Consider the following 16,674-nt stretch of genomic DNA (forward strand, 5'->3'; position numbering starts at 1 on the left):
TCCAAGTAAATCTGTTTGAGAGAAAAACCTTAAAAGCTTTATTCATGCCCGATAAAATACCGATAAAACAAAAGGAAGCTCAATTGAGCCTCCTTTTATGAAAAATTGTGGGACAGCAGTGGGGAATTTCCCCCTCTTTTACAAAGAGGGGGCTGGGGGGAGATTTTTTATTTCAATAAAGGTTTTAAGAACTTCGCCGTATGTGAAACTTTAGATTTCACTACCTGTTCAGGCGTACCTTCCGCAATAATCATACCGCCACCGGCACCACCTTCAGGACCCAGATCAATCACCCAGTCTGCAGTTTTAATCACATCCAGATTATGCTCAATCACCACAATGGTATTACCCTTATCGCGGAGCTGATGCAGAATGTCTAACAGCTTGGCGATGTCATGAAAATGCAGACCGGTGGTCGGTTCATCTAGGATATATAAGGTTTTACCCGTATCTCGTTTTGCAAGCTCACGTGCCAGTTTCACCCGTTGTGCTTCACCACCAGAAAGGGTGGTCGCAGATTGACCTAAACGGATATAACCCAAACCGACTTGAGTTAAAGTTTCTAGACGGCGGTGAATCACGGGAATGGCTTCGAAGAAATGCATCGCATCTTCAACAGTCATGCCTAAAACATCGGAAATGTTTTTACCTTTATAACCGACTTCTAGCGTTTCACGGTTATAACGATCGCCATGACAGGCATCACATGGTACGTACATATCTGGTAAGAAGTGCATCGCTACTTTAATCATACCGTCGCCTTCGCAGGCTTCACAACGTCCACCTTTCACGTTAAACGAGAAACGACCCGCAGCATAACCACGTGCTTTAGCTTCAGGCGTTTGCGCAAACAATTCACGAATCGGGGTGAACAAACCTGTATAGGTTGCAGGGTTGGAACGTGGAGTACGTCCAATCGGGCTTTGGTCAATATCCACGACTTTATCGAGGAATTGCAGACCATCAATCGAATCGAATTTTTCAGCGGTTAAAGTGGTTGCACCATTCAATTGTGTTGCTGCAAGCGGTAAAAGGGTACGGTTAATCAGCGTGGATTTACCAGAACCTGAAACCCCCGTCACACAAGTCATAATGCCTAAAGGAATGGTTAAATCAACATTCTGCAAGTTATGACCAGCAGCACCCATCAACTTGATTTTTTCTTCAGGTTTTGGTGGTTGAGTGCGAACTTTTGGTACTTCAATTTTTAACTTGCCTGATAAATATTGTCCGGTAAGCGATTCAGGATTCGCCAGAATTTCGTCATAAGTACCTTCGGCAATAATATGACCCCCGTGTACACCGGCACCCGGACCAATGTCAATAATATGATCCGCAGCACGAATTGCATCTTCATCATGTTCGACTACAAGTACGGTATTACCCAAGTCACGCAGGCGAACCAGAGTTTCAAGCAGACGGTCATTATCACGCTGATGCAAACCAATCGACGGTTCATCGAGGACATACATCACACCCATCAAGCCGGCACCAATTTGCGAGGCTAAACGGATACGCTGTGCTTCACCACCCGACAAGGTTTCGGCAGAACGTGAAAGACTTAAATAGTTCAAGCCGACAGAAACCAGGAAGTGCAGACGTTCACGGATTTCTTTAAAAATCTTGTCGGCAATTTCGCCTTTGGCACCTTCAAGCTGTAAGTCTTGATAATAAGCTTCAGCATCGCCAATCGACATTTTGGTAATCTGCGCGATGGTTTTGTCTTTGACCCGGACGTTACGTGAAATTTCATTCAGACGTGAACCGCCACAGGCATCACATGCAGCATTGGATAAATATTGCGCTAAATCATCACGGACATAATTAGATTCGGTTTCACGATAGCGACGTTCCAGATGCGGCAGAATGCCTTCAAAAGGTTGCACACGTTTATGCTGACGACCACGCTCATCGATATAACTTAAATCAACTTTGTCTTTGCCGGTTCCGTAGAGGAATTTCTTTTTGGTGTCGACATCCAGTTCATTCCAAGGTGTATCCAAAGAAAAGCCGAAATGTGCTGCGACTTTTTCAATCATGCTGTAGTAATACGGACGTTGTCTGTCCCAACCACGAATGGCACCTTGGCTGATTGAAACTTCATTGTTTGGAATCAGTTTGTCTGCACTAAAATGACTGCGGGTACCTAAACCATCACAGACTGGACAGGCACCAAATGGATTGTTGAAGGAGAACAACCGTGGTTCAAGTTCGGCAACGGCACGGTCACATTCAGGGCAAGAATGCTTTGCCGAGAACACACGATCCGCCTGTTCGCCTTTCATCCACGATAAAATCGCGATGTCACCGCCTAGGCGCAGTGCAGTTTCAAAAGATTCCGCAATACGATTGCCCAAATCATCACGGACTTTAAAGCGATCCACGACTACTTCAATGGTGTGTTTTTTCTTTTTATCCAGTTCAGGTGGGGTATCAATTTCGACAATTTCACCATCCACACGGGCACGGACAAAACCTTGGCTTTGCAATTGCTCAAACAGGTTGGTGTATTCGCCTTTACGTTCACGCACCACAGGCGCAAGCAGCATTAAAGCGGTGCCTTCTTCTAAGTTTTTAACTGCATCGACCATTTCTGAAACAGTTTGTGCCACCATCGGCAGGTCATGTTCAGGACAATACGGTGTTCCGACACGTGCATATAAAAGGCGTAAATAGTCGTAAATTTCCGTGATTGTTCCCACAGTTGAACGTGGGTTGTGGCTGGTTGATTTCTGTTCAATTGCAATAGCAGGGCTTAAGCCTTCAATAGAATCGACTTCTGGCTTTTCCATTTGCGAAAGGAACTGGCGTGCATAGGCAGAAAGCGATTCCACATAACGGCGCTGACCTTCAGCATATAAAGTGTCAAAAGCTAAGGAAGATTTACCTGAGCCTGAGAGTCCCGTAATGACCACGAATTTGTCGCGTGGAATATCGAGTGACACATTTTTTAAGTTATGGGTACGTGCGCCTCGAATACGGATATGACTTTGGCTCATAAAACATCTCGGTAATGTGCAAATTGAAGGTTATATATGATAGCGATTTAATTTTGTTCAAGCTGAATAAAATCGTTTTTTAACGACATATTATGTCGGCTGAATCAGTTGAGTTAAATTTTATAAGACTGTAGCGAGCTTTCGGAATAGTCACAAGCCTGAATAAGCTACTTTTAATGTGAATCGTGTTGCAGAGGGTGTCGCTAAAAAAGCAAAATCACCGCACAATAGCATGAAAATAAAAAGGGAAATGAAAACAATGATTGCCAAAATTTTAATCACACTGATTGCATTACTGCATGTTTATTTCTTGGTTCTTGAAATGTTCCTGTGGGATAAACCTGTTGGAATGAAAGCCTTTGGCAATAATGCAGAAAAGGCAAAATTGACCAAAGTTTTAGCGCAAAATCAGGGCTTATATAATGGTTTTCTAGCAGCCGGATTAATTTGGTCGCTGTTTGCACCAGAAGCTTATGCCACAGCACTGGCCAACTTCTTTTTAGGCTGTGTTTTGGTTGCCGGAATTTATGGTGGCATCACCGCCAGTAAAAAGATTATTTATATTCAGGCTATACCGGCATTGATTGCCTTGATTGTGATGAATGTATTCTAACTATAAGGATTGGCTAGAATTCATTTCTCAAAACGTTTGCCTGCTGGATCTGTGAATATGTTGTCTTTATTTTTAAAATGCAGTTTAGGGGCAGCCGTTGTTTTAATTATTTCTCTCCTTTCCAAGAGTAAAGCTTTTTATATTGCAGGATTGGTTCCTTTATTTCCGACTTTTGCCTTGATTGCACATGTGATTGTGTCGCAACAGCAGGGGGCAGAAGCTTTGCGTAAAACTGCATTATTCGGTTTATGGTCGCTTATTCCATATTTTATTTATCTGTTGATGGTGTATGTGCTGGCAACCAAGATGTCGATGTGGTCGTGCCTGGGTATAGCGACGCTATGCTGGATTGTGGCTGCGGCAGGGCTGATTTATGGATGGCAGATGTTTCAGCAGTAAAAAACAAATTTCTCCCCACCTATGCTTTATGAAAGGAGTTTAAGGGAAGGCTTAAATAATCTTTGTGACGGATTTTCACTTATTAAAAATATAAACGAACAACGTATTTCTTATGATTGATTATTAGATAATTTGTATAAGTCAAAAAAAGTTCAATATTAGGTTCTTTAAAATCAGCACTGCCTCATTTAATTGATTCAATTTCTATACCTTTGCGTAGGCATTAGCTCTACTTTTGAAAGGTCAAAAGTAGACAAAAACCTTTTTTTTCCCATACACGACATCCTTGTCGTGTATGGGAAACGTGTGGCATCCATGCCACACTCATGACTCGCTAAAATCTATTTTTAATTTTGACTTTAAGAACGACTTATAGTGATTGAAAAATGATTTATGAAAAAAGTCTATTCATCCAAACCTAACCACTGGCGTTGATCATAGGCACTATCCCAGAACAGCCATTCTAGTTTCGCAGCTTGAGTATAAGCGTGATGCATTTTCTCAAGCGTATCGGCATCACAACGTGCAGCAACTTTATCAACCGTGGCAATCACATTACGTACAGCCTCATTGAATTCTTCACCTGCATAGGTATCGACCCAAGCTTGGTACGGATTATTCGGTATTGAATTATCAACAATATCTTTACCCACTTCTGCATAAATCCAGAAACATGGCAGTAAAGAAGCCAAGACCACCGGATAGCTTTCAGACCAAGCCGTCGCGGTTAAAAATGAAGTGTAATGATGACAAGCCAAGGTTAAAGGAGTGGATTCAAATTCTTTTTTGGTGATATCAAATTCTTGCATAAAGCCATCATGCAGGCTGCGTTCAACCACAATGGCAATTCTGGCAGCATCAGCAAACTGAATCACGTCATCGGCTTCGAAGGCTTTGGCGGCACAGACTGCAAGTGATCGACCATAAGCCAGTAAATAATGCGCATCTTGAATCACATAATGACTAAAAACGTCTTTGCTCAAAGTACCTTGTGCAAGTTCTTGGTTAAATGGCAGGGCTAAAGTTTTTTGATATAAAGCCAGATTTCGCTGCCATACATCTTGAGAAAAGCTCATGTCATCATCCTGTCGAGAATAAAAGAAGAATTTACAGAAGCGGGACTATAACAAGAGTTTTCGCGCTAAGATATCAAGCTGCATAAATAGTGTATTTATCTTCAAAAAAAAATCATACGAAGAATTTTGGATTAATATCAAAAAGCCGTCATAATTGTGCACATAAAATCTTAAGCTTCTATTTTTAAGTTTTACCGAATTTATTCTCTATACATATTTGTTCATAGGTCGATCTATCATGATGAAACATTTTGGTTTCTCAATCATTTTTACGATCGTGTGTCTGGCTATATCTGCATATTGGGGCTTTACGCATGGCCCGGAAGCAGGTTTAAAGACCATGTTCACGGCGTTAACCATTACTGCCATTCTGGCCGTCATGGAAGTATCACTTTCTTTCGATAATGCCGTGGTGAATGCCTCGGTACTGCGCGGTTGGGATCATTTCTGGAAAATGATTTTCTTAACCGTCGGTATTGTTATTGCTGTATTTGGCATGCGTTTGGTGTTCCCGATTGTGATTGTTGCAGTCACTGCGGACATGGGCATGCTTGAAGTCGTGAAAATGGCGATCAATGATCCGATTAGTTATTCAGAAAAACTGATGGCACATCATGCTGAAATTGCAGCATTTGGTGGCTCATTCTTATTGCTCGTGTTCTTGAATTTCTTCCTGGATAGCGAAAAAGATACCCACTGGTTTAGATGGCTTGAGGCACGTTTGTCTAATCTAGCCAACGTACCTGCAATGTCAGTATTCCTTTCACTGGTTGGCTTGCTGATCATGGCAGCAAATGTAGAGGAAACTGCACGTTTAGCCGTGACCATGGCAGGAATCTGGGGGATTGTCATTTACATTGGGGTTCAAGTACTGAGTCACTTGTTAGGCGGTGAACCTGAAATTGATGAACAGGGTAATGCTGTGGCACATGATGCCAGTGGGGCATCTACAGGTGTGATTAAAGCCGGTTTTGGTGGTTTTATTTACCTTGAAGTACTTGATGCATCATTCAGTTTTGATGGTGTCATCGGTGCTTTTGCGATTACTTCGGATGTGGTCATCATTATGCTGGGTCTTGCGATTGGTGCAATGTTCGTGCGTTCAATGACCATTTATCTGGTTGAAAAAGGCACATTAGATGCTTATGTTTTCCTTGAACATGGCGCGCACTATGCCATTGGTGCTTTGGCATTCATTATGCTGGCGAGCGGTACTGGTCTACATGTACCAGAAGTCGTGACTGGTTTGATTGGCGTGGCATTTATTGTTTGGGCAGTCATTGCATCCATTCAATATAGTAAGCGTCAAGAACGGATCGGTTAATGGTTTTTTAAGAAAAACGGTTACAATAGGGGCGCATGAAAATGCGCCCTTTTTTATGATGGCTGATCTTTGAATAAATCAACATCCATAACATGAATGTTGTAGGATAGGCCATCGAAATTAAACTTATAAACCTAAGCTTATTGATATGATGAATGCTTTAGAACGCCGTTCAACCTTTGCCTTAAGCAGTATTTTTGCCCTGCGTATGTTGGGCTTGTTCATGATTATTCCTGTGTTTTCTGTGGCAGGGCAGTCATATCAAGGGGCAACACCTGCGCTGATTGGTTTGGCGGTAGGCGTATATGGTTTAACCCAAGCGATTTTACAAATCCCCTTTAGCTTGCTGGCTGACCGTTTTAGCCGTAAGCCTTTGGTGGTTTTAGGCTTATTGTTGTTTGCGCTAGGTGGTGCAATTGCCGCGATGTCCGAAACCATTTATGGCGTGATCATTGGTCGTGCGATTGCCGGTGGTGGCGCGGTTTCTGCCGTGGTGATGGCATTGTTAGCCGATGTCACCCGTGAAGAGCAGCGCAGCAAAGCCATGGCGGTAATGGGGATGAGTATTGGCGTATCCTTTATGGTGGCTTTCAGTCTTGGACCTTGGCTCACCAGTCTGGTGGGTATTTCCGGACTGTTCTGGGTGACGACGCTGATGGGTTTGGCGGCAATTTCGATGTTGCTGCTGGTTCCTAAAGTGACCCGTCATCATAAAAACTATCAGCAAGGTTATCTCGCACAATTGAAACAGGTACTGAAAATGGGCGATTTAAACCGCCTGCATGTTTCGGTATTTGCGCTGCATTTATTGTTGACTGCGATGTTTATTTATATGCCATCACAGTTGATTCAGTTTGCTGATATTCCATTGGCCAGTCATGGTTTGGTGTATTTGCCATTACTGATCATTAGCCTGTTTTTTGCTTTTCCAAGCATTATTTTGGCGGAAAAATATCGTAAAATGCGCGGCATTTTCCTGACTGCGATTGGTGGGATTATTCTGGGTTTACTGGTGCTGATTTTTGGCTATGAATCAAAATATATCTTACTGGCAGGTTTAGGATGCTTCTTTATTGCCTTTAACGTGATGGAAGCCTTATTGCCTTCGTGGTTGTCCAAATCTGCCCCGATTCAGTCCAAAGCGACGGCCATGGGTGTGAATGCCAGCAGCCAGTTTTTAGGGGCATTTTTTGGCGGCATGATTGGCGGTCAACTCTTGTTACTAAATAATACTTCGATGGGTTGGAGTATCTTGGCAGGGATCGCTGTAGTCTGGTTATTGATCAGCTTTGGCCTGGCTCAACCGCGTTATCTTTCATCGCTGGTATTGGCCTTGCCCGAGACAAAACAAACGGATGAGTGGACTTCTCAACTTTTGGCGATTCGTGGTATTGAAGAGGTTGTGGTGATGTCTGATCAGCAATTTGCTTATGTTAAAATTGATAAACAGCTTATAGATGAAGCTGCGCGACAAGATTTAACGCAGTTGTTGGGTAAAGAGGTAGCCATTTAAGCATAACTCTTATAAAGTAAAATACAGAAATAAATAGGAAGTGTACGTCTGATGCGTGGTGTTAATAAAGTAATTTTAGTCGGAACTTTAGGTAAAGATCCTGAAACCAAAACTTTTCCGAATGGTGGTTCTCTTACTCAGTTTTCAATTGCAACCAGCGATTCGTGGACTGATAAAAATACCGGTGAGCGTAAAGAGCAAACTGAATGGCATCGTATTGTGTTGCATAACCGCTTAGGTGAAATTGCACAGCAATATCTACGCAAAGGTTCAAAAGTTTATATCGAAGGTTCATTGCGTACGCGTCAGTGGACAGACCAAAGCGGTCAGGAACGCTACACCACAGAAATTCGTGGTGAACAAATGCAAATGCTAGATAGCAACCGTCAGCAAGGTGAACAAGCTGCGGGTGGTGACAACGCGGGTTATAACCAACCACGTTTCAACAACAATCAGGGCGGCGGTTATAACAACAATAATAACAACCAAGGCGGTTATGGCAATAATCAAGGTGGTGGTTTTAATAACAACCAGCAAGGTGGTTATGCCAACAATAACCCGTCTGCTTTCCAGCCGAAAGCACCGCAATCTGCACCTGCAGCACCTGTCGCTGCACCTGCTGATTTAGATGATGATCTACCATTTTAACTGAATTAAAACGGCAAATCGTCATCCAAAACCCTTTGTAACAACAAAGGGTTTTTTATTGTCTAAACCAATCACTTTTACAAAATGAACAGGAATTATTAATCGTGTAATTCGATTGTTTTTATAAAAAAGTACGGTTTTACCTATTTTGGAAACTTTTGTATTCTAGCTTCACAAGATAAGCAATCCCAGAAACGAGCTAGAGGAAATATCTCATGAGTTTAATCAATACTGAAGTAAAACCATTCAACGCAACAGCTTATAAAAATGGTGAATTCATTCAAGTGTCTGAAAAAGACATGATCGGTAAATGGTCAGTGGTGTTCTTCTATCCTGCAGACTTCACTTTTGTTTGTCCAACAGAACTCGGTGATTTGGCAGATAACTATGCTGAATTCCAAAAAATGGGCGTTGAGATTTATTCAGTATCTACAGATACCCACTTTACCCATAAAGCTTGGCATGACAGCTCAGACGAAATCAAGAAAATCCAATATACAATGATTGGCGATCCAACCTGGACTTTGGCGAAAAACTTTGAAGTTCTGATTGAGTCTGAAGGTTTGGCTGACCGTGGTACTTTTGTGATTGACCCAGAAGGTAAAATTCAGATTGTTGAAATCAATGCCGGTGGTATTGGTCGTGATGCACAAGAGCTTCTACGTAAAGTTAAAGCAGCGCAATATGTTCATGCACACCCGGGTGAAGTTTGCCCGGCAAAATGGAAAGAAGGTGATGCAACACTTGCACCTTCAATCGACTTGATTGGTAAAATTTAATCTTAAGTTAAAATACTCTCCCAAAAAATCCAGGACGTTGCTCCTGGATTTTTTATAGGTTGAATTTAATAAATAAAACTGGATTGCCAGGCTATTTGCCGCTCAATTTTTTGGTCTTCATCTTTAATGAATGATTTCTGCATGACTTTATTTTTTAGAGGGGTTTCTTATTGACTGCTTAAAGCAACTTAGACTTTTTTAGGGTAATACAGCTTCAACGACACTTCGCTCAATAGGATTAGACTGAATGGAGTGAATAGCTGGTTTCACGATTGGAAAAAGATGATGCAGATTAAAAGCCATTTATGCAGATTTTTATCATTTTAAAATAGTCAGCAGATTATCCTATGCTTGGGACGCTGTATATTGCTCATGCGCTAGGCTGGCTACTTTAAAAGTTTTAAGATAAATCCATATTATTTCCTAGTGATAGGAGCTTTGAAATGAAAAAAATTATTGGCGTTTACCGTAACCAGAACATGCATTGGGTGGGTGATGGCTTTCCGGTTAAAAACCTGTTTTCTTATGATCGTTTAGGGCAGGCGATTAGTCCATTTTTACTCTTGGACTATGCAGCACCGTATCATTTTAGCCCCACTACGCAGCAGCATGGGGTCGGTTCACATCCTCATCGTGGTTTTGAAACGGTGACGCTGGCCTATCAAGGTGGGGTTACTCACAAAGATTCAGCAGGCGGCGGCGGTCAGATTAAAACTGGCGATGTGCAGTGGATGACTGCAGGAGCAGGTTTGGTGCATGAAGAGTTTCACTCTGAAGAATTCGCCAAGAATGGCGGCTTGTTTGAAATGGTGCAGCTTTGGGTCAACTTGCCTGCGGCAGACAAGATGACGGCACCTAAATATCAGGCCATTGAAGCACAAGAAATTCCGGTTATTGAACTTGAAAATGGTGCAGGCCATCTCCGCGTGATTGCAGGTCGCTATATAGACGAGCATGCAGAACATTCAGGCCCTGCCTCTACTTATAGTCCTGTAAATGTATGGGATGGTGAGTTGAAAGCAGAACATGTGCATCACATTCATGTACCTGTCGATCACAATGTACTGGTTGTGGTGCTATCCGGTGAAATGCAGTTGAATGGAACACAGCATGTTCAAGACAGTTCCATTGTCCTATTTGCTCAAGATGGTGAAGCCGATATTCAACTGCAAGCGATTAAAGACAGCAAATTCCTGGTACTCACTGGTCAACCTTTGAATGAGCCCATTCAGGGCTATGGTCCATTTGTGATGAATACCAAAGATGAAATCGTGCAAGCCTTTAATGATTTTAATAACGGTAAGTTTGGTGAGATCCCGGTTGCCAGTTAATTTTGGCCATTCATTGCTCATTCAAGAAATAAAGAAGCCCCTAAAATATTTAGGGGCTTTTTGCGAAATAAATTTTGTTGTTTTTACAGCATTTGCATAGTTATAGGGGGTTAACAGTGGATCTGGTGGTCAAATTATTATGTGATGCATCATAGTGATATTTTGTGCTTTTGTAAAACGATCGTTATAATATTGGTTAATATATATATGCTTTTTAAAAGGTTTTTTTAATATATTTGGAAAAATTTTAATATTTCCTTGTATTTATTTTGGATTTTTTCTATGTAAATAAATGTAAAAATATTTCGGATCTCCATCATGATGACTTTTGTTAAAAAAACATATTCTGGAAGATTTTAATACCGCTTTTTAATCTCGCTTGGTTCATAATTTCAATAATCTTATGTGTAACTGACGGATAATAATTTTGGATATTGCAGTTATTGGTAGTGGCATGGCTGGGCTAGCTGCCGCCAGAATTCTTAAAGATGCAGGGCATAGTATAACTATTTTTGAAGCCTTGCCTGGACGTGGTATGGATAGCCATAGCATTGAATTTGAAGGCGGTTTAATTGATGCGCCCTTGCGTGTAATGAATCCTCATTTGTGGAAAAACACCCTCAGTTTGGCGACATATTTGGGTATCCCCACTTTCCCGGTGCGTACCTATATGGCATGCAGCTGGTTGTTTGAAGACCGCACTGAAACATGGCTGACCACCACGCGTAGTCGTATTGGTAACTTTCCGATTATTAACAACCGTAAAGGGCTTCAGCAATACGGTTGGCGCTTGGTCAAAGGCATGCTGCAACTGAAAGCGGCCATCACTCGATTCTTCAAATCAAAGAATCAAGATATTACCTTGGCTGAATTTATAAATAATAATGATATTGAAGAAGTATTCTGGCATGGCGCAGTGATGCCGGTGCTCTATACCATTTGTACCTGTAACCCGAAAACCATTGGCGAATGGCCAGCAAAACCTTTATTGACATTCTTGCGTCAATTAACTGATGGCGATGCTTTGCTGCGTCTCCAAGGTGGCACGCCGGCGTTGGTAGACAAGCTGATTGAAGGCATTGAAATTCATAATAGCTCTGCCATTACCCAGGTCAAAGAACAAGAAAATGGTGTCTTAGTTGAAAATGCGTTAGGTGAGCAACGCATTTTTGACCGTGTCATTGTAGCGACACCGACCAATAAAATTGAAACCTTTTTAAATAATGAACAATTTGCAGATGATATTGAGCTGTTAAAGAAATTCAAATTTGAACAGGGTCAATTGGTGATTCACACAGATCAAACCGTGATGCCACCCAAGCGTAAAGACTGGGCGGTACTCAGTTATATGATGGATCGTAAATTTACCCGTCAACAATTCACGGTATGGTTGAATTCGGTTGAGCCAAGTCTGGTCGGTAAAAATCCGGTATTCCAGACCTGGCAGCCGGTGACTGAAATTGATCCTAAAAAAATCATTTCTAGCGTTACCTTAACTCGTGCTGTGGTTGACTCACAAACAGTGGCTTTAAATAAAGAGCTGCAACAACGCCATAAAGATCTCAACCGTAAAGTGTTCTATTGTGGTTCTTGGTCTTGCGATGGTTTGCCACTTTTAGAATCGGCAGTGACTTCAGCAATTCATATTGCGGAAATTCTTAATGCCCCATTGCCGTTTATGGGATTAAAACCTAAAGTTGAGGTTGCCCCACAACTCGGCTACTAATACATGAAATGGCTTCAAACGATTCAGCAGCAGTTTTCACAACATAAGTATGCGATTAACGCAAAACAGTTAGGGGACGATGCTGAACTCGCTTGGAGTAATTTGGGCTATTGGGATGATGCAACATCGTCCTATCCCGATGCTTGTCGTCAATTGGCAGATCAGTTGGCGCAAGCAGTCCATTTAAATTCAAAAGACAGATTGCTCGATTTAGGCTGTGGGCAGGGCGCAAGTCTGCTTCATTGGCAGCAGCATTATCATGTTCAACACATTGAAGCTGTGGAATTACAATCCAGCTGTGTGATTCAAATTCAAAACCATTTTCCTCAAATTACTGCGATTCACCCACACTCTTTTTTAAATTTAAAACAGATTCAGTTCAAATCTGGCTTTGATGTGGTGCTCTGTATCGATGCTGCCTATCACTCTAATTTGAATTCATTTCTCGATTCAGTCGGGAGTGTTTTAAATTCAAAGGGCAGATTGGGTTTTCATTATTTAATATTGTCTGATCAATGGCTGAATTTAAATTCATTCCAAAAGAAAAAGTATCAGTGGTTGTTAAAAGCTGCGGATGTGAATTTAAATAATTTAATGACGGCATCAGTCTTGAAGCAAACTTTGCAGAGCTATGATTTTGAGGAGATTGAAATCCATGATTTATCTGAAGAAGTTTTACAGGGTTTTGCAAAATACTTTCAGCAATTACCCCAGCAGACTACAGATTTGGATGCATTTAAAATTCGTATGACAGCAAAATTATGTGCCAAGCTTTATGCAGATGGTTGGGTCAAGTATGTGCAAATCAGCGCGAAAAAATAATAAGCACTGACATTTTAGCTAGTCTTTGAAAAGCCAAAGCCCAGAAACAACAAAGCCTCACTAAAAAGCGAGGCTAAGTATAAAATGGTGCCGGCACACGGATTCGAACTGTGGACCTACTGATTACAAGTCAGTTGCTCTACCAACTGAGCTATGCCGGCAACGTGGGATGAATAATAGCGAATTTTGTTAAAAACGCAAGCCAAAAAATGAGCGATTGAATTGCATTCATATTTTTTGATATTTTGAAGAATCAAAAAAATGTATCGACGTAAAACAATCTTTCAATTTTAGCAGTGTTATTTATTCCTTAAAATTTGATATAAATCTTCAGCACATTCTTCTAATGTTAAGGCCATGTCGATTTGCATTTGTGGCTTGAGTTCATCTGCGAGCTTTCTCCATTGTTCAATTAAACGTATGGCTTTCTGAACTTTATGTTTATTAATATCTTTGGCAATGGTTGGGGTATAACCCCCACGTTTCGCATTTTTGATCTGTTTTACATAATTATGGCTGGTATTCATGCTTACTCCCGAATAGAAGTTTTTTATATGTTGAATATGCTTTTATGATTTGATTGAAGGTGCTGTAATACGATTATTATCAGCAGAATATTGCAGCTTTATGATAATTTTTTTAATTGTTATTTTATCATTGCTTGATTCGAAATTTTAAATAAGAAGATTAAAAAATTATTTATAGTCATGCATAAAAATTTTGAAAATAAATGAACCGAATAGGATTTTAAGCGATTTTATAAGCAATAAAAAAGACCTAAATCGTTCGATTTAGGTCTTTTTCAAATTCTGGCGGTGAGAGAGGAAGTCGTAATAAAAACATAACTTACTGAAATAAATAATAATAAATTTTGGTATTTTTAAATATACCGACAAATATACCGACAAGTGGAAAAAGTTGTGATGTTGGTACGCGTATCGTCAATTCGATTCCTTATCTCTCGATTTGGGTATTTTTGAATATAGAATTGAGTTTTTAGCTTAAAAAAATATAAAGAATAAGCATGTGAGTTGCTGCTCCATTTTATTGTACCGGGTAAGGCCAGATTTAGAATCCAATCCTCTATCTTCTCCCTTGCGCGTAGTTGTTCCGAAACTCATTGCTCCAGTTGATATGGATACCCATATTTTGGGTATCGGTATAGTTTCAGATACCCCAAAACTCGCTATGAGAAAAAGCGCAAACAAAAGTTAGTTAGCTTTAATACTGAGAATCCACACGATGCCGATCTATTGACTCATGCCAATAAGCTCAATGATTTTAGTGGATGGGTTAAAGAAAAATTGAATGAAGATATGACGCAAAAGAAAGGCTCACAATAGTGGGCCTTTTTAATGCCTTAAATTTACATGGTCTTATGCCACGATTTACGCTCTCAATAATTATTTATACCTGATCAATCCGACTGAGATAACTCGCTAAGAATATCGACATGAAGTTATATTTTTTATTTGACCAAAACATCGCATAAGGCATATCGTTTTGATGTGGTAACAGGAAAACAGATATACAAGTTTTGATGTGGTAACAGCATTTTTTTGATGTAGTAACATAGTCCACGTATATAAAATGATCAAAAGTACGGACATGGGGTATACGGTCATAATTTTGTTATCCATCCAAAAAATAGAAATATGAACCTGACAAAACCTGACAATTTTTCCAGTATAAAAAACCTGTCAAAACCTGTTATTTGAAAGTAAGTGATAGTAAGTATTTGAACCTAACAAAACTTAACCTTTGAACCTGATAAAACTTGAAATTAGAACCCTATTTTCTGATGAAAATATCAGTATAAAAACGTATAAAAATCATGTCTAATTTGTACGTAAAAACTTACATAAATTATTGAAAATTAGAGTTAATTTACTTGTTTTACGTGGTAAAATAATAACCAATTTAGAAGTGTTTTTTAATGATTTTTTTCCACCTAGTTAGGGTGAAGATTTGGGATTTTACTAAGCGTTATTAGGCCATCTCTATAGCCCTATAGATACAGCATGAGGTTATGTATGGCACTTGATCCGAGAATTATTACGGATGGCACTGCACAGGGATTGGCTATCCAGCAGCGTAATATGGAGCAGCTGCAAAATCTAATCGGGAATATTGGCCAGATTGGTTATGAAACCAAGCTGCGGAAAATGCGCCAACTTACCAACCCGGAAGACCAGCAAGCATTTGCAAATAATTCACTGTTTGCGAATAAGTTAAATACTCAACTCATAGCCGATCGAGCAGCGGCAGCAAAAGCAGCAAATGACCAGCTAGAATTTAATGCAAAGCTTGGCAAAACTTATGCTGAAACTGGAAAGCTAGGTGCTGAGTCTGGTGAGATTGATGCTAAGACTGGAAAGCTAAAAACCGAAACAGGTATTACACGCCAAAACAATACCGGCACCATCTGGAGCGCGTATTTAACCGGTGGCTCTTCTGTAGCAAAAGCACAGCTGGAAAATATGAAAAACAACGGTGCAATCAGTCCAGAAAGTTACCAGGTTGAATTGGCGGCATTAACTGATCTGGAAGGTAAGGACGCCAAGACGCAGCAACAATATGCGTTTGGTCGGTTTAAAAGCCTGCAGGATCCGAAATACTCACTCACTACTGCTGACAACGTTTTGGATAACAACACATCCGCCAAAAACAATATCCGGACTACTCAGGCGAGCATTTACGGCACTGACAAGCAGTTCCAGTCTAACCAAGATGAACTTGAGTTTAAAAAAAGCAAAGTTTCACCACTTTATACCGAGGGGCAGGCTGCCCTTAAAAATGGAGCAAAATTAGAAACCATTGGCGGGGTTACCTACATTGATTTAGGGGATGGCAAAGGCATTCCGTATGTTGATCAAGATGGAAAACCATTATCAGCAACAAGTAAAGCTAATGGTGTTCCAAAACTCAGTGATAATGCTCTAAAACAGGTAAATGAGGCTAACACACAACTATCACAAGCACGTCAGAGCTACACCAAGATTGGCGACCTAGTGAACGACCTGAAGGGTGGGAAGTTAGATTTAAGTGCATCCAATATTGTAGCAGCAAAGGGGCGCATGGCATTAGGCTTATCAACACCAAATGATTTAGCTATTGATAAATTCCAGGCTGCGCTGAATCAAGCTGCTAATGATGTGCTTATGATGGCTAAAGGCACTCAAACTGAGGGTGATGCTCAACGTGCTGTTGCAACTATTACAGCAAACCCACCTCGTGACAATAATGCGGCTATGCAGGCATTAAATACACTAGCAGGAATCCAGCGCAACACGATAAATACACTTAATGGGAACATTAATACTATTTACGACAACTATGGCATTGCTAGACCTGGAATAAATAAACCAAGTCAAAATGGCGGTGGGTCTCCAACGAATAACACTGGTGGTCGACCATCGTTATCATCAATCCTTTTCGAATAGG

The 16,674-nt window shown here is 40.7% G+C and carries 13 protein-coding genes and 1 tRNA gene; 10 read left to right on the forward strand and 4 right to left on the reverse strand.

Features of this window, described 5'->3' with window-relative positions; all coding sequences use genetic code 11:
• Nucleotides 1-167 precede the first annotated feature (167 nt).
• Nucleotides 168-2,999, reverse strand: coding sequence for an excinuclease ABC subunit UvrA (gene uvrA, locus HLH16_RS03080; RefSeq protein ID WP_171528203.1), 2,832 nt, complete (start codon nucleotides 2,997-2,999; stop codon nucleotides 168-170).
• 259 nt (nucleotides 3,000-3,258) lie between these two features.
• Between uvrA and HLH16_RS03085 the strand changes: the two genes are divergently transcribed.
• Together HLH16_RS03085 and HLH16_RS03090 are read left to right on the forward strand one after the other, a co-directional pair.
• Nucleotides 3,259-3,612 (forward strand): DUF1304 domain-containing protein, encoded by a 354-nt coding sequence (locus HLH16_RS03085; protein ID WP_171528204.1) that lies wholly within the window; start codon nucleotides 3,259-3,261, stop codon nucleotides 3,610-3,612.
• A gap of 57 nt (nucleotides 3,613-3,669) precedes the next feature.
• Complete coding sequence (locus HLH16_RS03090) at nucleotides 3,670-4,011, forward strand: GlpM family protein (RefSeq protein WP_171528205.1); 342 nt, start codon at nucleotides 3,670-3,672, stop codon at nucleotides 4,009-4,011.
• A 404-nt stretch (nucleotides 4,012-4,415) separates the two neighbouring features.
• Here the strand turns inward: HLH16_RS03090 and tenA are convergent, their stop codons facing one another.
• The gene (gene tenA / locus HLH16_RS03095; RefSeq protein WP_171528206.1) at nucleotides 4,416-5,087 is read right to left on the reverse strand and encodes a thiaminase II; all 672 of its coding nucleotides are present in this window, start codon (nucleotides 5,085-5,087) and stop codon (nucleotides 4,416-4,418) included.
• A 238-nt stretch (nucleotides 5,088-5,325) separates the two neighbouring features.
• On the opposite strand from tenA, the gene HLH16_RS03100 reads away from it, so the two are divergent.
• The 7 genes from HLH16_RS03100 (at nucleotide 5,326) to HLH16_RS03130 (ending at nucleotide 13,230) form a co-directional block, all read left to right on the forward strand.
• Nucleotides 5,326-6,411: a DUF475 domain-containing protein gene (locus HLH16_RS03100; RefSeq protein ID WP_171528207.1), complete on the forward strand. Its 1,086-nt coding sequence runs from the start codon at nucleotides 5,326-5,328 to the stop codon at nucleotides 6,409-6,411.
• 148 nt (nucleotides 6,412-6,559) lie between these two features.
• Nucleotides 6,560-7,924, forward strand: coding sequence for an MFS transporter (locus tag HLH16_RS03105; RefSeq protein WP_171528208.1), 1,365 nt, complete (start codon nucleotides 6,560-6,562; stop codon nucleotides 7,922-7,924).
• A 51-nt stretch (nucleotides 7,925-7,975) separates the two neighbouring features.
• Entirely contained in the window at nucleotides 7,976-8,572 is a 597-nt protein-coding gene (ssb, locus tag HLH16_RS03110; protein WP_171528209.1) for a single-stranded DNA-binding protein, read from the forward strand.
• Between the two features lie 215 nt (nucleotides 8,573-8,787).
• A complete protein-coding gene (gene ahpC, locus HLH16_RS03115) occupies nucleotides 8,788-9,351 on the forward strand; it encodes an alkyl hydroperoxide reductase subunit C (protein WP_171528210.1) in 564 nt (187 codons plus the stop codon).
• A gap of 443 nt (nucleotides 9,352-9,794) precedes the next feature.
• Nucleotides 9,795-10,682 carry a pirin family protein gene (locus tag HLH16_RS03120; RefSeq protein WP_171528211.1) on the forward strand — a complete coding sequence of 296 codons (888 nt, stop codon included), beginning with the start codon at nucleotides 9,795-9,797 and terminating at the stop codon, nucleotides 10,680-10,682.
• A gap of 427 nt (nucleotides 10,683-11,109) precedes the next feature.
• Entirely contained in the window at nucleotides 11,110-12,408 is a 1,299-nt protein-coding gene (locus HLH16_RS03125; RefSeq protein ID WP_214646603.1) for an FAD-dependent oxidoreductase, read from the forward strand.
• A 3-nt stretch (nucleotides 12,409-12,411) separates the two neighbouring features.
• Entirely contained in the window at nucleotides 12,412-13,230 is an 819-nt protein-coding gene (locus HLH16_RS03130) for an SAM-dependent methyltransferase (protein WP_171528212.1), read from the forward strand.
• Nucleotides 13,231-13,315: 85 nt separating this feature from the next.
• On the opposite strand, the gene HLH16_RS03135 is transcribed toward HLH16_RS03130, so the two are convergent.
• Nucleotides 13,316-13,391: transfer RNA gene (locus HLH16_RS03135), tRNA-Thr, on the reverse strand.
• A 138-nt stretch (nucleotides 13,392-13,529) separates the two neighbouring features.
• Entirely contained in the window at nucleotides 13,530-13,757 is a 228-nt protein-coding gene (locus tag HLH16_RS03140) for a hypothetical protein (protein ID WP_131290763.1), read from the reverse strand.
• A gap of 1,506 nt (nucleotides 13,758-15,263) precedes the next feature.
• Here HLH16_RS03140 and HLH16_RS03145 point away from each other — a divergent pair.
• Nucleotides 15,264-16,673, forward strand: a complete 1,410-nt coding sequence (locus HLH16_RS03145) for a hypothetical protein (protein ID WP_171528213.1) — start codon at nucleotides 15,264-15,266, stop codon at nucleotides 16,671-16,673.
• Nucleotide 16,674 lies beyond the last annotated feature (1 nt).

The organism is Acinetobacter sp. ANC 5378 (assembly GCF_013004315.1).
In the GTDB taxonomy this organism is placed as follows: Bacteria; Pseudomonadota; Gammaproteobacteria; order Pseudomonadales; family Moraxellaceae; genus Acinetobacter.